Annotated in this window: 11 protein-coding genes; 9 read left to right on the forward strand and 2 right to left on the reverse strand. The window is 67.7% G+C overall.

Going from position 1 to position 19,246, the window contains the following annotated elements; genetic code table 11:
• Window positions 1-156: 156 nt before the first annotated feature.
• A complete protein-coding gene (locus ASE75_RS04545) occupies window positions 157-2,949 on the forward strand; it encodes a TonB-dependent receptor (protein ID WP_156340153.1) in 2,793 nt (930 codons plus the stop codon).
• Window positions 2,950-3,009: 60 nt separating this feature from the next.
• Here ASE75_RS04545 and ASE75_RS04550 read toward each other — a convergent pair whose 3' ends face one another.
• Window positions 3,010-3,750: a glycine-rich domain-containing protein gene (locus tag ASE75_RS04550; RefSeq protein WP_156340156.1), complete on the reverse strand. Its 741-nt coding sequence runs from the start codon at window positions 3,748-3,750 to the stop codon at window positions 3,010-3,012.
• Window positions 3,751-3,874: 124 nt separating this feature from the next.
• Window positions 3,875-6,622, reverse strand: a complete 2,748-nt coding sequence (locus tag ASE75_RS04555) for a [protein-PII] uridylyltransferase (protein ID WP_055929651.1) — start codon at window positions 6,620-6,622, stop codon at window positions 3,875-3,877.
• A 271-nt stretch (window positions 6,623-6,893) separates the two neighbouring features.
• Here ASE75_RS04555 and ASE75_RS16010 point away from each other — a divergent pair, with 271 nt between their 5' ends.
• From ASE75_RS16010 to pelF, 8 genes are read left to right on the forward strand one after another with little or no spacing between them, the layout of a single operon-like run.
• Window positions 6,894-10,298 carry a M10 family metallopeptidase C-terminal domain-containing protein gene (locus ASE75_RS16010; protein WP_055929653.1) on the forward strand — a complete coding sequence of 1,135 codons (3,405 nt, stop codon included), beginning with the start codon at window positions 6,894-6,896 and terminating at the stop codon, window positions 10,296-10,298.
• Window positions 10,299-10,322: 24 nt separating this feature from the next.
• Entirely contained in the window at window positions 10,323-11,720 is a 1,398-nt protein-coding gene (pelG, locus tag ASE75_RS04565) for an exopolysaccharide Pel transporter PelG (protein ID WP_055929656.1), read from the forward strand.
• Window positions 11,721-11,752: 32 nt separating this feature from the next.
• Complete coding sequence (locus ASE75_RS04570) at window positions 11,753-12,622, forward strand: endo alpha-1,4 polygalactosaminidase (protein ID WP_055929660.1); 870 nt, start codon at window positions 11,753-11,755, stop codon at window positions 12,620-12,622.
• Entirely contained in the window at window positions 12,619-14,349 is a 1,731-nt protein-coding gene (locus ASE75_RS04575; RefSeq protein WP_055929663.1) for a hypothetical protein, read from the forward strand. Before ASE75_RS04570 ends, ASE75_RS04575 begins: the two co-directional genes overlap by 4 nt.
• On the forward strand, window positions 14,346-15,842 hold the full coding sequence (locus ASE75_RS04580) for a hypothetical protein (RefSeq protein WP_055929667.1): 1,497 nt from the start codon (window positions 14,346-14,348) through the stop codon (window positions 15,840-15,842). Before ASE75_RS04575 ends, ASE75_RS04580 begins: the two co-directional genes overlap by 4 nt.
• Entirely contained in the window at window positions 15,839-16,804 is a 966-nt protein-coding gene (locus ASE75_RS04585) for a hypothetical protein (protein WP_055929670.1), read from the forward strand. Before ASE75_RS04580 ends, ASE75_RS04585 begins: the two co-directional genes overlap by 4 nt.
• A complete protein-coding gene (locus ASE75_RS04590; RefSeq protein ID WP_055929673.1) occupies window positions 16,801-17,682 on the forward strand; it encodes a hypothetical protein in 882 nt (293 codons plus the stop codon). The genes ASE75_RS04585 and ASE75_RS04590 overlap by 4 nt, the downstream gene beginning before the upstream one ends.
• Before the next feature lie 47 nt (window positions 17,683-17,729).
• The gene (gene pelF, locus ASE75_RS04595; RefSeq protein ID WP_055929676.1) at window positions 17,730-19,196 is read left to right on the forward strand and encodes a GT4 family glycosyltransferase PelF; all 1,467 of its coding nucleotides are present in this window, start codon (window positions 17,730-17,732) and stop codon (window positions 19,194-19,196) included.
• Window positions 19,197-19,246: the final 50 nt, after the last annotated feature.

Genomic DNA, 19,246 nt, shown 5'->3' on the forward strand with positions numbered 1-19,246 from the left:
GCCCTGACGGGCCCGTTGTTGCGTTTGGGCTACAGCTATGCGCGGAAACGCCGGACCCTAAGCAGAAATCCCTAGACGGCTGCCTTGTCGGCACACTAGCAATCTCCAAACCGATAATTCGAAACCGATAACGGTTCGATCATGGAGAGTGCCAGGATGCTACGTTCGTCCGTTTATCTGTTGTCGGCCGCCACCATCGCACTGGCTGCCCCCGCGTTCGCTCAGGACGCACCCACCACGCAGGCGCAGGCGCAGACGACGGATTCCGGGGTGGCCGCCGCCTCGACCGACCAAGGCCAGCCGCCGATGGTCGAGCAGAGCAATGCGGGCGACATCATCATCACCGCCACGCGCCGGTCGGAGCGGTTGTCGAACGTGCCGATCGCGGTGTCCGCCGTCGGGCAGGAGGCATTGCAGAACTCTGGCGCGACCGACATTCGCCAGATGACGCAGCTGACCCCCTCGCTGCTGGTGTCGTCGACCGGATCGGAAGCCAACGCATCGGCGCGTATCCGCGGCATCGGCACGGTGGGTGACAACCCCGGTCTTGAAAGCTCGGTCGCGGTGTTTATCGACGGCGTCTACCGCAGCCGCACGGGTTCCGGCCTGAACGATCTGGGCGAAGTCGACCGGATCGAGGTGCTGCGCGGGCCGCAGGGCACGCTGGCCGGGCGCAACGCCACGGCGGGCACGATCAACGTGCTGACCAAGCTGCCGTCCTTCGACTTCGGCGGTTACGGCGAGGCGAGCTACGGCAATTACAACGCGGTGCGCGTCGCCGGCGGTCTGACCGGGCCGATCATCAAGGATACGCTGGCGTTCCGCATCGACGGCGTGTTCAACAAGCGCGACGGCTATTATTACGACGTCATCAACAACACCGACTATAACGACCGCAATCGTTACTTCGTGCGCGGCCAGTTGCTGTTGCAGGCGTCGCCCGACGTCACCGTTCGCCTGATCGGCGATTACACCCGGCGCGATGAAAAATGCTGCGGCGCGGTCTATGTCAACACCAACGAAAAAATTGATCCGACGCCGGGTGCCCCGGGAGACTTCACGATCAACCCGGCGGGCAACCGCATCGTTCAGATCATGCAGAGCATGGGCGCGGTGTTCCCGAGCCGGGGCGACCCCTACAACCGCCGCATCGCCAACTCGCCGGGCCGGGCCTATTCCAACGTCACGACCGATTACGGCGGCTCGGGCCAGATCGACGCCAATCTTGGTTTCGCCCAGCTGACGTCGATCACCGCCTATCGCGAGTACAAGGCCGGCGGCGCGGCCGATATCGACTATGGCAACCTGGATCTTGCCTACCGTCCCGACGATGGCAATTCGTTCCGGCAGTTCCACACCTTCAGCCAGGAAGCGCGGCTGAACGGGTCGCTGTTCAGCGACAAGCTCGACTGGCTGATCGGCGGTTACTATTCCAAGGAAGATCTGGTCGTTGCCGACAACCTGAAGTTCGGCACGCAATATGGCGCGTTTGCCGCATGTCGCATCGTCGCGACGATCAATCCGGCGGCGGTGCTGCGCAACCCGGCGGCGGCAGGCTGCCTCAGCCCGACCGGCGCGGCGACCATCAACGGTGCATTCGGCGCGACGCTGGGGCCTGTGGTGGTCCGCGGCCTCAACCGCCTGAGCACGCTGAACGACCTGGGCGATCAGCGCGCCACTTATTATCAGAACAGCGAAAACTACGCGTTCTTCACCCACAACATCTTCAAGGTGACCGACAAGCTCAGCCTGACCGGCGGCCTGCGCTATACGCATGAGTCCAAGAAGTTCCATTCGGACTTCCAGAACAACAACACGGTCTGCCCGGCGCAGCAAGCGAGTTTCCTGCAGGGTGGCCTTGGCGGCCTGGTCGGCAATGCGGCGATCCCGGCGACCGCCCAGCAGATTGTCGGCGGCATCCTGACGCTGACCTGCACCGGCAACTCGACCTCGGCGCTGAACAGCCTGGATCTGAACGACGAGTTCAGCGAAGGCGAGTTCACGGGCACCGGCGTCATTTCGTACAAGCCGCGTACCGACACGCTGGTCTATGCGAGCTTCTCGCGCGGGTACAAGGCGGGGGGCTACAACCTCGACCGGTCCGATCTGACCGCGAACGTGTTCGCCGCGCCGACCAATGCCAGCGCCAGCCGGCTGCGGTTCGACCCGGAAACGGTCAACGCCTATGAAGTCGGTCTGAAGTTCACGTCGAAGGATTTCACGTTCAACGTCGCCGGCTTCCGGCAGGAGTTCAAGAACTTCCAGCTGAATACCTTCAACGGCACCAACTTCATCGTCCAGAACATCAGCTCGTGCGACACGAGCCTGAACGGCGGAGATCGCGATGCGAGCGCGGTGACGGGCGCCTGCACCGGCAGCGTCAAGTACGGGGTGCAGTCGCAGGGCTTCGAGCTTGAGGCAGGGTTGTATCCCGTCCGCAACTTCGCGGTCAGCCTTGGCTACACGTTCACCGACACGAAGTTCAAAAACAACCTGGTCGGCAGCGAAACCGGCGAGGCGCTGGATCCGGCACTGTTCCTGCTGTCGGGCAACAACATGTCCAACGCGCCGCGTCATACGGTCACGGCATCGACCAGCTGGACGCCGGAACTGGGATCGTCGGGCATGACGGCGCTGTTCTATGTCGATGGGCGCATGACCAGCGACTACAACACGGGGTCGGATCTGTTCCCGGAAAAGGCGCAGGACGGCTTCTTCCTGATGAACGCCCGTGTCGGCATCCGTGGTCCGGCCCAGCGCTGGGGCCTGGAACTTTGGGCACAGAACATCCTCGATACCAACTACCAGCAGGTGGCGTTCAACGCGCCGTTCCAGGGTGCGGGCAGCCAGGCGCAGACCCAGGCGTTCGGCAGCACGGCGAACCAGATCTTCACCTCGTTCCTGGCCGAGCCGCGGACTTATGGCCTGACGCTGCGTACGCGCTTCTGATCGGGGTTCGTCGCGGGTGAAGGGTCGGTCCGCTGCTATCAGCGGGCCGGCCTTTTCGCGTCAGTCGCCGCCGCCACAGCCTCCGCCACACCCGCCGCTGTCCGCTCCACAGCCGTCACCGCCGTCGTTGTCCGGACCGTCGAGGCCATCGCCATCGCCCTTTCGGCGTTTCCGGGGGCGGTTTTCGGCGGCGCTGCCAGCCTCGGCGGCGATCAGGCCGATGGCGACCGCGCCGATGACCATCGCCGTTCCGAATGCGGACCCCGTCAATAAGAAGGCGGCGAGACCGACTATCAGGACGATGACGACACCAACGACGATCCGTCGGGCTGTGAAGGGGGCAGGCGGCGTGATTGCGATGCGGACGAAGCGTTCGGTGAACCGCTGATCGACCGGGGGCCAGATGGCGGTGGGTGGCGCTTCGCCGAACGCGTCGGCGTACCGCCTCAGCGTGGCCGAATACTGGCCGGCATACCGATCATCCTCGACCGGTCCACCGGCCGTCGGGCAATGGTGAAGCGGTCGGCCGATAATCTGGCCGCACAGGTCATCCCAATAGCTGCGGCTGTAAGCGAGGTGCAGGTGCCACGCCTGATCGACCGCGTCGGATGGCGTGACCGGTGCGTCCGCCGTGGCGGCCAGAAACAGGAACCGGCGATATTCGCGGTCGACGGCGGTGGCGTGGTCGCGATCCCAGCCATTGTCGCGAGCCAGCCGGTCGACAAAGGTCAGCGCTGCGCCTGGCGGGTCGATCGTCAGTCGCTCGATCGCGGTCAGCAGGGCGCGGTCTGTGGGGAGCATCGACGGTCCTTTCGGTCGGCCTAGCCTGCGGTATTGGACAGCGCAATCCTATACCAATCCCATCCGTCACCGCCCGGGCGAGGACAACGGGTGCGTAGCCCTTTCTATCGGCAGAGGCCCGCTTTTATGCCGCCGCGTCGAGATCCTCGCCCGCAGCCGCGGCGGTGAGGCGGCGTTCGAGTGTTTTCAGTCGCGCGGCCGACGTGATCCGGTCGCCGGTCAGGTCGGTGAGATAAAACGTATCGACCGCGCGCTCGCCATAGGTCGCGACGTGCGCGGAATGGATCGTCACCTTCGACTGGAACAGCGCGTGGGCGAGCTGATTGAGCAGGGCCGGGCGATCATGGGCGTTGACCTCGATCACGGTGAACCGGTTCGAGGCGCGGTTGTCGATCAGGACGTTGGGGGCAATGTCGAACACCTCCGACCGGGCGCGGGCGGCGGGTTTGGCGAGCAGGCGGTCGGCGAGCTTGCCGCGATTGGCCAGTGCATCCTCGATCGCGGTGCGCAGCCGGGCGAGCTGCGTGCTTTCCGCAAACGGGCGACCGAAGGGATCCTGGACCAGGAAGTTGTCGATCGCCATCCCGTCGCGCGTGGTGTGGATGCGCGCGTCGATGATGTTGCCGCCCGCGACGTGGATTGCGCCGGCGATGCGGTAGAACAGGCCCGGGTGATCGGCGGCGTAGATCGTCACCAGGGTCGCGCCGCGTTCGGCATAGACCTGCGCGTCGATCGCCAGCGGCAGGTCGGCGGAGGCGGCCATGAACCGGGCGTTATGCGCCACGACATCGTCGGGTTCGGCGATCCAGTACGCCTCGGGCAGGCGCTTCACGAAGGCGGCGAACGTCGCCTCATCCCAGTCGAGCGCCGCCCGCAGCGTCGCCTGGCGATCGGCAATCCGTTCCTCGCGGCCCGTCTGTTTGTGGCCGAGCCGCAGCACTTCTTCCGCCGCGTCGTACAGATTGGCGAGCAGCTGGCGCTTCCAGCCGTTCCAGACGCCCGGGCCGACCGCGCGGATATCGACGATGGTCAGGACCAGCAGCAGGCGTAGTCGTTCGGGACTTTGCACCGTTTCGCAGAAATCGAGGATCGTCTTGAAGTCGGACAGGTCGCGCTTGAACGCGGTGGCGGACATCAGCAGGTGCCAGCGGACCAGCCACGACACCGTTTCGGTTTCGGCTGCGGTGAGGCCGAGGCGCGGGCAAAGCCGCATCGCGACCTCCGCGCCAAGGATCGAATGGTCGCCGCCGCGCCCCTTGGCGATATCATGGATCAGGACCGCGACATACAGGGTCCGGCGCGACACGATCTGCGGGAAGATCGCGGTCGCCAATGGGTGATCGTCGGTCAGTTCCTGACGCTCGATGCGTCCGAGCAGGCCGATCGCCCGGATCGTGTGTTCGTCGACGGTGTAGTGGTGATACATATCGAACTGCATCTGGCCGACGATGCGACCGAAGTCGGGCACGAACCTTCCGAACACGCCGGCCTCGTTCATCCAGCGCAGCACAAGCTCTGGGTCGCGCCGGCTGGTCAGCACGTCGAGGAACAGCGCGTTGGCGCGCGGGTCGCGGCGAATGTCATCGGCCAGTTTCGCATCGCGCGCCGCCGCCCGCATCGCCAGCGGATGCACCTCCAGCCCGTGCTTGTCGGCCAGCTGGAACAGCTCGATCAGGCGGACCGGGTCGGCCGCGAAGAAATCGTCGCCGGGCAGGGCAAGCCGACCGCGATCGAGGATGAAGCCGTGCAGCCGGCGCGGTGCGCGGCGGATGGTCGGCAGGCCGAACCGGCGACCGCGCGCGGCGAATTTTTCATCGAGATGCGCGAGGAAGACGCCGGTCAGGTCGCCCACCGTCTTGGCCTGGAGAAAGTAGAACTGCATGAAGCGTTCGACCTTCGATTTTCCGGGCCGGTCGGAATAGCGCATCCGCTCGGCAATCTCGCGCTGCACGTCGAAGGTCAGGCGGTCCTCCGCCCGGCCGGTGATGCTGTGCAGGTGGCAGCGGACAGCCTGGAGGAAATTGTCGGCGCGGTGGAACAGGCGGTATTCGGCCTTGGTGAACAGCCCGACATCGACCAGATCGGCCGCGCGCTGTACGTCATGGATGTACTTGCCGATCCAGAACAGCGCGTGCAGATCGCGCAGCCCGCCCTTGCCCTCCTTCACATTGGGCTCGACGACATAGCGGGTGTCGCCCATCTTGCGGTGGCGGGCGTCGCGTTCGGCCAGCTTGTCGGCGATGAACTGGCGCGCGGTATCGGCCTGGACCTCCGCCTTGAAACGGCGCGCGGCCTCGTCATACAGATCGGCATCGCCCCAGACATAGCGCGCCTCCAGCAGGGCGGTGCGGATAGTGATATCGGACCTGGCCTGCCGAACCATGTCATCGAGCGAGCGGCTGGAATGACCGATCTTCAGGCCCAGATCCCACAGCGCGTAGAGCATCGATTCGATGACCTGCTCGGCCCAGCCGGTCTGCTTGCCGGGTGTGAGGAAGCCGATATCGACGTCGGAATGCGGGGCCATCTCGGCCCGGCCATAGCCGCCGACCGCGATCAGCGTGATTCGCTGGCCGGTGGTCGGGTTGCTGAGAGGGTGGAGGTTGCCGGTCGTGAAATCCAGCAGCACGCGCAGGATCTGGTCGATCAGATAGGCCTGCGCATTCGATGCCTCCAACCCGCGCGAGGGGTGATCGACCAGCCGCCGGGCGATTTCCGCCCGGCCGGCGTCAAGCGCGACCTTCAGGATTGCGCTGGCCGCGATCCGCCGCTGACCGGCATCGCCGGTGTCGATGACCGCCAGCCTCTCGGCAAGGGCGCGACGATCGACGATCGCGCGGCGGTTGGGAAGGTGATCGAAGCGTCCGGCCATGCCCGGCGGATACCCCAGCGCGTCCGCACCGCCAAGCGGATGTGATGATGGCGATGGCTCCACCGGGCGAGGGGGCGGTCATGGTTGGACGCAGTCGCAGGGCTGTTTGCAAACTGTCCCATTACGGGACGTGTCGCGATGGGACAGGCGTAAGGAAATCTTAACGATAGATAGGTCGCCCGCATGGTACCGATGCTTGCTACAGCGCCGTCATCGCGAAAAGTCGGCCGCACCGGTGTCGAACCGATCGCGTAGATGACGGGAACGAAACATGGCAAGCGCAACACCGATCACCATCGACGGCAATCTGAACGACTGGGCGACCAGTGACCGGATCGACAAGGGTCTGGGCGACGGCTACGCGATCTATGCGCGCGCCGACGGTGCCGATTTCGTCTTCGCCATGACGTCGCCCACCGCGATCGGCGCGAACACGACCGCGTGGCTGAATACCGACCGCAACGCGACCACTGGCTATCAGGTGTTCGGTTTTGCCGGTGGTGCCGAATACAACGTCAACGTGGCCGCTGACGGCACGGTTTCGCTTTACAAGGGCGGGGCCGGCGAGACGCTGGTGCTGGCCGGATTGCAGGCGGCGTGGTCGGCCGACAAGACCGTGCTGGAATTTCGCGTGCCCAAGGCAGCGGTCGGCAACGCCCAGGCGATCGACACGATCTATGACGTCAACGACAGCGTCTTCCTGCCGGGCGATTATTCCAGCGCGCCCTTCACCGTCTTCAACGACACCGGTGCGGTCGCCGATCCGGCGCAGCGCATCGCGATCGTCTGGTCGGAAACGACCGCCAACAATTATTTCAGCAAGACCGCCTATTCGCAGCTGTTCATGGCCGCGCAGAGCCAGGCGATGCAGGCCGGCGTGCCGTTCGACATCCTGACCGAAGACGACCTGACCAATATCGCCACGCTGGCAAAGTATGACAGCATCGTCTTCCCGTCGTTCCGCAACGTCGACGCCGCCAAGGCCGACGTCATCGCGCAGACGCTGGAGCAGGCCACCAAGCAGTTCGGCATCGGCCTGGTCGCCGCTGGCGAGTTCATGACCAACGGGGCGGACGGCAGCGCGCTGGCCGGCGATTCCTACTCGCGCATGAAGCTGCTGTTCGACGCGACGCGCGTGACCGGCGGCTTCCCGGCGGACGTGACGCTTAAGGCGACCGATGCGTCGGGCCTGGTGCTGGACGGCTACGCCGACGGCCAGGTGATTCACCAGTACACCGGCGTGGGCTGGAACGCGTTCGCCAGCGTCAGCGGCACCGGCAAGACGATCGCGACCGAGACGATCAACGGCCAGACCTATTCGGCGGCGATCGCGACGCAGACCGGCGGGCGCAATGTGATCTTTTCCAGCGAGGCCGTGATGGCCGACGACAACATGCTGCAAAAGGCCATCGGCTATGCGGTGCATGGCGAGGGCCTGTCGGTCGGGCTGCAGATGACGCGCAGCACCGGTTTGGTGGCATCGCGCGTCGACATGGACCAGAGCCAGCAGCGCGATGAGGTGAATCCCGAGAACAATGCCCCCGGCATTTATGACAAGATGATCCCGATCCTCGCCGACTGGAAGGCGAAGTACGACTATGTCGCCAGCTATTACGTCAACGTCGGCGCGGACTCGCTGAACGGGCAGGCGACCGACTGGTCGGTGTCCGCGCCCTATTACAAGGCGTTGCTCGACATGGGCAACGAGCTTGGATCGCACAGCTACACGCATCCCGAAAACACGAACCTGCTGACCGATGCGCAGATCGCCTATGAGTTCGGGGCATCGCGCGCCGAACTGGAATTGCAGATGAGCGCGTTCCTGGGCAAGCCCATCACGATCGGTGGTGCGGCCGTGCCCGGCGCGCCCGAGCAGATCGCGACGAGCCAGGAAATCCTAAAGTATGTGACGTACCTGAGCGGCGGTTATTCGGGCGTCGGCGCGGGCTATCCCAACGCGTTCGGCTACATGACGCCGCAGAACGCCGCCGACGGCAAGGTCTATATCGCGCCGAACACCGCCTTCGACTTCACGCTGATGGAGTTCCAGAAGAAGACGGTGGCCGAGGCCGAGGCGGTCTGGGCCAAGGAATTCGCCAACATCACGTCGATGGCCGACGCGCCGGTCGTGGTGTGGCCGTGGCATGATTATGGTCCGGCGATGTGGTCGACCGGTGGTCCCAGCCCCTACACGACGCAGATGTTCACCAACTGGATCGAGCGCGCGTCGAAGTCCGGCATGGAATTCGTGACGCTGGCCGATCTGGCCAGCCGGATCGCGGCGTTCGACCAGGCGTCGATCACCTCGACCGTGGTCGGCAACGTCATCACCGCCAAGGTATCCTCGGCGGGCGGCACCGGCACCTTCGCGCTGGACGTGGACGGCCAGACGACCGGCCAGGTCATCAAGGGCGTGGCGAACTGGTATGCCTATGATGCGGATACCGTGTTCCTGCCGCAGTCGGGTGGCACCTTCACCATCACGATGGGTACCGCGGCGGACGACGTGACCCACATCACCGCGCTCCCGATGCGCGCCACGCTGCAGACGCTGAGCGGCGACGGCAGGGATCTGTCGTTCACCGTCATCGGCGAAGGCAGCGTGACCGTGGACGTCAAGGCACCCGGCAACGACTGGGTGACGGTCACCGGCGGCAAGGTCACCAGCCTGGTCGGCGAGATCCTGACCATCGACATCGGTGCGATCGGCACGCACGACGTGACGGTTGGCCATGAGGCCAATGTCGGTCCGGTCCTGACGTCGTTCGGCGGTGGCACCACGGGGGCGCTGACCTATGCCGAGAACGGCACGGCCGCGCTGACGACGATCGCCGCGACCGACGCGAACATCGCACTGGGTGACAAGATCACCTATTCGATCGCGGCGGGCAGCGATGGCGCGGCCTTTGCCATCGACGCGACGACCGGCGTGCTGAAGTTCGTGAGTGCGCCCGACTTCGAGACGCCGACCGACGCGAACAAGGACAATGTCTATGCGGTGACAGTCGTCGCGACCGATGCCAGGGGCGCGACCGACACGCAGACGCTGTCGATCGGGGTCACCGACGTCGCCGGCATCACCAAGACGGGGTCGATCTTCAGCGAGACGATGACCGGCACCAACGAGCAGGACGTGCTGGACGGCAGCTGGGGCAACGACGTGCTGAACGGTCTGGCCGGCAATGACCGTCTGACGGGTGGCCTCGGCAACGACACGCTGAACGGCGGCGCGGGCAACGACACGCTGATCGGTAGTGACGGCCGCGACATCCTGAATGGTGGTGACGGCAACGACCTGCTGATCGGTGGTGACGATACCGACACGATGACGGGTGGTGCCGGGTCGGACATCTTCCGGTTCGAGGTGAAGGGCGACAGCCTGACGTCGACCAGCCTGCGCGATATCATCACCGACTTTACCGTGGGCCAGGACAAGATCGACCTGACCGGAATCGACGCCAATACCGCGTCGTCGGCCAGGGGCGACCAGGCGTTCACCCTGATCGGGCAGGGCGCAAGGTTCACGACGGCGGCCCAGTTGCGCTTTGGCTATCAGGTTATCGGCGGCAAGGAATACACCATCGTCGAGGGAACGACCGATACCGGTTCGGCTCCTGAGTTCTCGATCGCCTTGCTGGGCCATCACAACCTGACGGCCAACGATTTCTTCATGTAATCGGCCGTATCTGCCGGATCGGTTATGGCAGGCATCGGGTTCCAGTTAGCGAAAGTAGCGCGCGAAGGCGGCGTCGGCGGAGTGGCCGGCGCCGCCGCTTTTGGTGCGCTCATCAGTGCCGGACCATGGATCGTGACGGCGATCGCGATGGGCCTGCTCGACCATTGGGCCGTGCGGCATCTGGGCGTGTCGGGTGGCCGGGTCGTCCAGACCGTGCTGGTCTACAGTTTCAGCCTGTCCGCGCTGGCGGCGGCGCCGATCGGCATCGTCGCGACGCGGATGGTCGCCGACCGGATCTTCGCGCGCGATGCCGCCGGGGTGTCGGGGATCATGCTGGTCGCGCTGGCCGCCGGTGGTGTGCTGGCCCTGCCGACCGGGGCGCTGGTGTTCGGCGTGCTGGCGCAGTTGCCGCTGGTACAGGCGACGCTGGCCACGCTGATCCTGACCTGGCTGACCCAGATATGGATCGCCGCGCCGCTGCTGACCGCGCTGCGCCGGTACCGTGCGGTGCCACTGGCCTATATACTGGGGATCGTGGTGGCCGCCGGTCTGCTGGCGCTGGCGCCCGGTGCGGGTGTTGCGACCGTGCTGGCGATCGTCGCCGCCGGGATCGGCCTGACGCTGGCGGCGATCACCATCGTCATTCGCCGGCACTTCGCGCAAACGCCACAACTGCCGGGTGCAGATGCAATCGCGCCGCGCCTCGCCTGGATCGTCGCCATCGCCGGCGTTGCAGCGGTCGCGGCGATCTGGGTCGACAAATGGCTGCTGTGGCTGGGGCCGGAAAGCGTGTCGGCGATCGGCGTGTTGCGGCTGAACCCGATCAACGATTCCGGCAGCTTCCTGGGGTTGCTGACGATGGTGCCAGGGCTGACGTTGCTGCTGATCGTCACCGAGACGCGGTTCGACCGGGCGTTTGGCGACATGATCGCGCGCTGCACGGGCACGTCGACGCTGCAACGGATCGAGGAGGCGCGGGTCGACCTGTTCTGGACGATGATCGACGGATTGCGCCTGCTGATGCTGGTGCAGCTGCTGGTCGCCGCCCTTGCCTGGGTGCTGGCGGTGCCGCTGTTCGACCTGATCGGCGCGGACGCACGGGCGATCTTCGCGTTTCGCCAGACGTCGGTCGGCACGATCTTTCATCTGGTGACGATCGCGGCCACCGTCGTGCTGGCCTATTACGACCTGTTCGGCCGCATCCTGCTGACCTGGGCCGGTTTTGCGCTGGGCAGCGCGGTGGCGACGCTGATCCAGTGGGATGCGGGGTTCGCGGCGTTCGGCTGGGGCTATATGGCGGGCGCACTGATCGGCGCGACGGTCGGGCTGGCGATGGTCGCGCAGGCGACGGTGAACCTGACGTATCTGCTGTTCGTCGGCAACAACCCGTCGGTCGTCGGGCATGGGGGGCGCTTGTTATGACGATTCGAAGGACGTGGGGGGCGCTCGGGAACATGGGCAGCATCGGCCGACGGCGGTTGCTGGCGCTTGGCGCGGTCGGGCTGACCCTGGGGTTTCGGACGCCGGGGAAGGACGCGGCCACGCCCGACGACGGCTGGCGGTGGGCGGTGGATTATGGTCCCGCGACCGACCCGGTGCTCGCGCGAACCTATGACCTGCTGGTGCTGGAGCCGCACCACGCGCGACCGATCGCGCCGTTGCGGGGCAGGAACAGCGTCTTGCTCGGCTATGTCAGCCTGGGCGAGGTGGAGCGGAACCGGCCCTATTTCGCGAGTCTCGACACGGCCGGCGCGCTGGGGCCGGCCAACCCGAACTGGCCCGACGCGCGGATGGCCGACCTGCGCCATGCCGCATGGCGTGCAGCGGTGCTGGACCGGATCGTACCGGAGGTCATGGCGCTGGGGTATGACGGAATCTTCATGGATACCATGGATAACGCCGAAGCCATGGAACGACAGGATCCAATCGCCAACGCCGGAATGGTGGCCGCAGCCGCGACGCTGATCGCGGATATCCGCGCGCGATTCCCCAAGGTGCGGATGATGCTGAACCGTGGCTACGCGCTGCTGCCGGGTGTCGTACCGGTGATTGATTATGTGCTGGGCGAGGCGATGGCATCGCGCTGGAATTTTACCGAAAAACGCTATGAGCGGACCAGCGATTCGGACTGGGCGTGGCAGGCCGACCGGTTGCGCGCGGCGCAGGCGCGCAATCCCCGGCTCGTCGCGACGACGCTCGATTACTGGGATCCGGCCGATACCGCGCAGGTGGCGGCCCTGTACGCACGCGAACGGGCGGCGGGCTTTCACCCCTATGTCGCGACGCTGGCGCTCGACCGGTTGATCGCGGAACCCGCCGGATGAGCGCGCGCAACCATGACGGACGGCTGGCCGTGATCCTGCCGGTGGCGGTGGGTGTTGCGTTGCTGGGCGGCGCGCTGTTCCTGCTGCCCGGCCAGATGGAGGTACGCCACGCCGAGCAGCGGGCGCAGCCTGTCGCCACCGAGGCAGCACCCGTACCCGCACCTGCGGCGGTCGCACCGCCGCCACAGGCGTTGCCGCCGTCACCGCCGGCGATCGCCACGCTGATTCCGACCGCCGACGCTGCCACGCTCGCGACGCTGACCGCCGAACTGGTCGCGGCGGGTGTCGGCGTGACGACTCGGCAGGTCGCCTATGATCTGGCTGCGGCCCGACGTCCGGCCGTGGCGCTGGCCTATCTTGCGGCCCGGCCCGATGGGGCTGAGCCGACGACGTGGCGGCTGCGCGCCGATCTGTTGCGCGCGACGGGCCGACCGGCGGAGGCGGCGGCAATGCTGGCGGCGGCGGTGCGCGGGCGCGGCGGCGTTGCCCCGGCGGATATTATTGCGACGGGCTATGCGCTGGATCGGCCCGACCTGATCGTCGCGGCGGCGGCCAGTGGTGCGATTCCGCCGCCCGATGCGGCACTGGCGCTGGATCTGGCGCGGCGGGCCGACCGGGCCGGGCGGGACGACCTGATCGTGACGCTGGACCGGACGACGACCGCGAACTGGCGCGCGGCCGACCCGTGGTTGGCGATCCGGGTGGCGACGCGCCGGGGTGACATGGCGGCCGCACTGGCGGCGGTGCCGTCGCTGCCGATCGCGCAGCAGGAGGCGGCGCGCGAGGCGATCGTGACGAAGGCGGGCGACCGGGCGGCGCTGCGGTCGATGCTGCTGGCGCGCGCGGAAGCCCCCGGCGCGGCGCGGGAGACGGTGGCCGAGCAATTGCTGGCGGCGGGATACCGCGACGACGCGATTGCGGTGCTGAAGGGCGCAGCGGTCGGCCAACCGGTCGATTCACGCGGTGTCCAGCGGTTGCTGTACCTCATGGGCCCGCGCCCGGCGGCGGCGGACCGCGCATGGCTGCGCGAACAGGCGTTGCGGGGCGGCGCGGCCGAACAGCGGGCGTGGCTGGCGGTCTATGCCGATCATGACCGTCCGGCCGATGCGCTGGCGTTCGCTACCCGCCATCCGCTGGCGTCCCAGACCGATATCCTGCTGAAACGGGCGGCGCTGGCGCGGGCGGCCGGCGATGCCGCCGCCGGACGGGCGGCGATCGCCGGCCTGCTCGACGGCCGGGCGCTGGACGCCGCGCAGGTGCGCGCCATGTCGGCGGTGCAGCCCGCCGGCCTCGATGCGGCGCAGGCGAGCGCGATCACGCGGTTGCGGGTGGCGACCGGCGTCGCCGCGCCCAGCGATCGTCTGGATCTTGCCTGGGCGGCGTGGAACGGCGGCGACGCGCGGCAGGCGGCGACATGGCTGCGCGGCTATCTGGCCGACGCGCCGACCGATGCCGCCGCGTTGCGGCTGATGGCCGATGTGCAGGCGAAGACCGGCGGCGCGGCGGCGGCCAGACCCTGGCTGGAGCGGGCGCTGGCACAGACGCCGGCGAAGAGCCGCGCGCAGGCCGAACTGCTCGACCGGCTGGGCCGTGATGCAGAGGCGCTGCGCGTGGTCGAGGAACTGCGTCGGGACGCGCCGCGCGATCGTGCCCTGGCGGCGATGCAGGCAAGGCTCCTGATCGCGCAGGGGCAGCCCGGCGCGGCACGAACGGTGTTGCAACCATGATCGCGATGTTTCTGATGCTCGCCGACGTCACGCCACCGTCGCTCACGGTCGGTCCGGGCGTCTTCGCCGATGAGCGGGTGACCGCGCCCGTACCGCGTCTGGCCTGGCCCGATGCGGCGCAGGTTCGCGTGGAGGATGCGGGTGACGAACTGATCGTCCGGTTCGACCAGCCGATCGCGCCGGACCGGATCGCGGCGTTCCGGGATATCGCCGGGGCGGCGATCGGCGATTTGCGCTGGAACGACGATAGTCTGGTTTTGCGGGCGGCCCCCGGCTGGACGATGCGCTGGGCGCAGGCGGGGTCGGTTGTGACGCTCGCGTTCGTGGCACCGCCGGCACCGCCGGCACCGGCGGCCGCGACCACGGACGATGGGACCGACCGGACCGCGATCGATTCGACACTGGCGCTGGTCGAGGCCGATGCCGCCGCCGGCTATACCGGTCAGGCGCGACGGCGGGTGACGGCGCTTGCCGCCCGGTATCCCGACGATCGCCAGGTCGCGCGGATGGTGGCCGACGTGCGGGCGATCGACGGCGACGTGCGCGGCGCGGCGGTGGGCTACCGCGCGCTTGGGGCCAATGATCGGGCGGCGCGGCGCGTCATCGCCGCCGCGCCGGGTATCGCCAGCATCGGCGTCGTCGCGCGCGATGGCAGCGACATGGCGCAGGTCGAGGGCGGCGTGCGGATCGACGCGGCGGTCGGCGACCGGTTCGCGGTCGGCGGCGGGCTTCGCCAGATCGCCAGCCGGATCGACACGCCCGGCGGCACCGCCCGGCCATCGACCACCGTGGTCGACGGTGCGCTGGCCGCCACGCTGACGACGACGGTGCGGTTGCAATTGCTGGCCTCGTCCAGTCTGGACGACGGGGTCACGGGCGGGGGCGCGCGGCTGACCGCCGGGTCGTCCGATGCGCAGGTTCGCGCCGTACTGCTGCGCCACATGCCCGACTATCCGACGCCCGCGCAGGCGTTGGCCGGCGGCTATGTTTCGCGGGCGGGCTTCGGTGGCACCTATCGCCTGACGCCGGGGCTGGTCGGGCAGGCGGATGTCGGCCTGAACCGCTACGGCCTGGCCGGACGCCGCGGCGCGAGTGACACGGTGGTGGTCAGCGGCGGGCTGGATTATCTGATCCGGCGACAGTTCCCCGCGCTGGGCCTCAGCTACCGGTTCGAGGCGGAATATATCCGTCAATTGCAACTGGCCGCGAATGGCGAGGCGGTCGTGCCGCTGGTCGACCGGGAAAACCATACCGTGCAGGGACTGGTCAGCGGCGCGGTCGGCGATCTTCAGATCACCGGTCAGGCCGGCTGGACCGTCGACCGGTTCGGCGGTGACGGCCCGACCGCCAGCCTTGGCCTGGCCGCGCCGATCGGCGTTCTGTGGCGGGTCGAGGGCAGCGGCGGCGTCACCTCCATCTCGCGGCCCGGTTTCACCGGACGCCAGCTTTTTGCCCGCGCGCAAGTGTCGCGCAGCCTGGGACGCGCGGAATGATTCGGTTCGGTACCACCACCTGGCGCGTTCGCCTGCGCGTCGCGCTGGAAATGATCGTGCTGTTTGCCGGGCTGGCGCTGCTCGACTGGACGACGACCGGCGGCACCGGTTTCGCCGGGGTTCAGCCCAATCCGCTGTGGTTGCCGGTGCTGGTCATGGCGCTGGCGTACGGAACCGGCGCGGGGATCGCGGCGGCGGCGATCGCCTCGGTCCTGTGGCTGGGGCATGTCCATGGCAACGGCGGCGAGCGGGATTATCTCGACTATCTGTTCCATCTGTCGCTGCCGCCGCTGCTGTGGTTCGTCGCGGCGGTGGCCATCGGCGAAGTGACGATGATCCGGCTGGCACGACACCGGCGGCTTGAACGGCGCGAGGGCACCGCGCGCCGCAACGTCGCGCGCCTGACCGAGGCGTTTCATCGCCTGTCACGCACCAACCGGGTCTTGCAGGTCACGATTTCGACCGAGGCGCGGACGGTCGGTCACGCCATCGCCACCGCGACCCGCCTGGCCTCGATCGACCCGGTGGAGCGGCGCGGCGCGGTCGCGCACCTGATCGCGATGGCGACCAGGACGGAGGATTTCACCTGTTACCGAATCGTTGACGGGACGGCGCGGGCGTGGCTGCGCGGGGCGACCCCGACGGGTGCACGCGACATGCTGCCTGCGGATCTTGTCGGCTGGATCCGCGACCGGACGGGTATTCTCCACGTCGCCCGGCCAAGCGATCGCGATCGGCTGGACGGGGTCGGCGTCGCGGCGATCCCGTTGCGGCAGGCGGATGGCCAGGTCGTCGGCTGTCTGGTGCTGCATACCCTTCCGTTTACCGCCCTGACTCCGCATGGCATCGCCGAGATGACGGAGGTCGCGACCTGGCTGACGCCGCTGCTCGCGGATGTCGCGCGGGGAAGCATCCGTCAGACTGGCCCTGCCAAGTCCGAGCCGCGCGAGATGGTGGCGTGATCGCCACGCTTGCGGCGCTGGTGATCCTCGATCTGGCGATGCTGGGTGTGGGGCAGACCGGCGCGGTCGGGCCTGGGTGGCTGCTGGCCGGACACGCCGTGCTCAGCGCCATCGCCTATGCTCGGTGGTTGCGGCACGGGACCGCGATCGGTCTTGCGCCGGCGATCCTTGGTGCATTGGGGCCGGTCGGCCTGCTGGTCGGCGTGCTGGCGCATCGCCCGTCCGCATCGGCGGCGAAGACCGTTGACGAGGACGAGGCGGTGTTCGGGCCGATGCCGGCACGGCACCGGCACCGCGGTGCGATGCTGGCGGTCGCGCGGATGCTCGACGGGCGGGTGCATCACGGCGAGCCGGAAACCGCCCATTCGCTGGTCACAATGATGCGGCACGGCGATGTCGGCGACCGGCGGCGCGCGCTGGAGACGGTAGTGCGGTCGTTCCAGCCGGCGCTGTCGCCGCTGGTCGCACTGGCGCTGACCGACAGCGACCAGACGATCCGCGCGCTGGCCGCCGCCGCATCGGCGCGCGTCGTCCAGAACCTGGCGCTGTCGCGCGCGGCGATCGAGGCACGCGTGGCGGCGGGTACCGATCCGGAGGCGCACGACGCGCTGGCCACGCTGCTGGCTGACCATGCGCGTGCCAACGTGCTGCTGTCGGATTCGCAGCGGGCGCATCTGCGCGCCGACGCGGTGGCGATCCGCATGGCCGACGGCGATACCGAACAGGACGACGTGCTGGTCGAGGCGATGTGGGCGGCGGGCGACTATGCCGCGATCGACCGGCTGGCGCTGGCCGACGCCGATGCCGACGCCGATCCCGGGACGACGCGGACCACGGCGGCCGGGCTGGGCTGGTGGCGATCGGAACTGGCGGCATGATGCCTTTGCAGATGGGGCCAATGAAGACGGGACCAGCAAAGACGGAGATGGCACGGGACGACGCCGACATCTGCCTGATCGTCGAGGGGGCCTATCCCTATGTGATCGGTGGTGTCTCCGGCTGGTTGCAGGATCTCATCACCAACCTGCCCGACGTGCGCTTCGCCATTGCCGCGATCAAGGCGAGCGACGCGCCGATGCCGTTCCGGCTGGCCTTGCCGCCGAACGTCGTGTCGATCACCGAAATCGCGCTGGCCCCGCAGGCGGCGATGCCGCGCCGCTTTCCCGACGCCGTGGTCGAGGCGATCGCCGATGCGCTGGTCGCCTTTATCGCGGTCGGCGGTGCGGCGCAGTTGCGGACGCTGATCGACCTCGTCGGCGATATGCCGCGGCTTCCCACCGCGGGTGACATCCTGTCGCACCCCGCCACCTTCGCGCGGTTGCGGCGGCATTATCAGGCGATGCTGCCCAAGGCGTCGTTCCACCATTATTTCTGGGCGATGCGGGTGCTGCTCGGCGGGTTGCTGGCGGTACTGACCGCGCCGTTGCCGCGCGCACGGGTCTATCACACCATCTCGACCGGCTTTGCCGGGTTGTACGCCGCGCGCGCGGGGCTTCAGACCGGGCGACCGGCGTTCATCACCGAACACGGCATCTACCTGCTCGAACGCCAGATCGAGGTGATGATGGCCGACTGGATCGGCGATCAGGTCGATACCGGGCTGGAACTGGAGCGCAGCGTCCGCGACCTGCGCGACCTGTGGGTGCGCGCGTTCACCAGCTATGCCACCGCCTGTTACCAGGTGTGCGATCCGATCGTCGCGCTGTACGGCGACAATACCGCCGTGCAGCATCGGCTGGGCGCGCCGCCGGCCCGGACCCGGGTGATCCCCAACGGGATCGATTCCGCGCGCTTCACCCATCTGGCCGACATGCGCGATCCGGCGCATCCGATGGTCGCTCTGCTGGGCCGTGTGGTGCCGATCAAGGACATCAAGACGTTCATCCGCGCCGCCGCCATCGTCCATGCCGAACGGCCCGACATCCGCTTCGCCGTGCTGGGGCCGGAGGACGAGGATCCCGAATATGCCGCCGAATGTACCCAGCTGGTTGCCGACCTCGGTCTAGGCGACGTGCTGGACTTTGCCGGCCGGGTGCGGATCGAGGCATGGATGCCGCGTATCGACCTGCTGGTGCTGACCAGCCTTTCCGAAGCCCAGCCATTGGTCATTCTGGAGGGCGGCGCGTGCGGGATCCCCGTCGTGGCACCCGACGTCGGCAGTTGCCGCGAGATGATCGAGGGGCGCGGCGGCGCGGACAGCGGGCATGGCGGGGTCGTGACACCGCTCGTCAATCCGGCTGCGACGGCGGCGGGCATCCTGCGTATCGCCGGCGATCCTGCGATGCGGCAGGCGATGGGCGCGGTGATGCGGGAGCGGGTGCGGCGCGATTACGATCACGGCGCGATCATTGGCGCGTACCGGGATCTGTATGCGGAACTGGCGGCGCGGTAAGGGGGCAATTTACTGTTCCCCAGCCTTCGCCGGGGAACAATCCAACCCGA

The sequence above is a fragment of the Sphingomonas sp. Leaf17 genome (genome assembly GCF_001421505.1).
Classification (GTDB): domain Bacteria; phylum Pseudomonadota; class Alphaproteobacteria; order Sphingomonadales; family Sphingomonadaceae; genus Sphingomonas.

What these genes read in the sequence shown, in the direction of transcription:
- pelF (WP_055929676.1), top strand. Translation starts at nt 17,730, where the DNA reads ATGGCACGGGACGACGCCGACATCTGCCTGATCGTCGAGGGGGCCTAT.
- ASE75_RS04585 (WP_055929670.1), top strand. Translation starts at nt 15,839, where the DNA reads ATGATTCGGTTCGGTACCACCACCTGGCGCGTTCGCCTGCGCGTCGCG.
- ASE75_RS04580 (WP_055929667.1), top strand. Translation starts at nt 14,346, where the DNA reads ATGATCGCGATGTTTCTGATGCTCGCCGACGTCACGCCACCGTCGCTC.
- ASE75_RS04545 (WP_156340153.1), top strand. Translation starts at nt 157, where the DNA reads ATGCTACGTTCGTCCGTTTATCTGTTGTCGGCCGCCACCATCGCACTG.
- ASE75_RS16010 (WP_055929653.1), top strand. Translation starts at nt 6,894, where the DNA reads ATGGCAAGCGCAACACCGATCACCATCGACGGCAATCTGAACGACTGG.
- ASE75_RS04575 (WP_055929663.1), top strand. Translation starts at nt 12,619, where the DNA reads ATGAGCGCGCGCAACCATGACGGACGGCTGGCCGTGATCCTGCCGGTG.
- ASE75_RS04555 (WP_055929651.1), bottom strand. Translation starts at nt 6,622, where the DNA reads ATGGCCGGACGCTTCGATCACCTTCCCAACCGCCGCGCGATCGTCGAT.
- ASE75_RS04570 (WP_055929660.1), top strand. Translation starts at nt 11,753, where the DNA reads ATGGGCAGCATCGGCCGACGGCGGTTGCTGGCGCTTGGCGCGGTCGGG.
- pelG (WP_055929656.1), top strand. Translation starts at nt 10,323, where the DNA reads ATGGCAGGCATCGGGTTCCAGTTAGCGAAAGTAGCGCGCGAAGGCGGC.
- ASE75_RS04550 (WP_156340156.1), bottom strand. Translation starts at nt 3,750, where the DNA reads ATGCTCCCCACAGACCGCGCCCTGCTGACCGCGATCGAGCGACTGACG.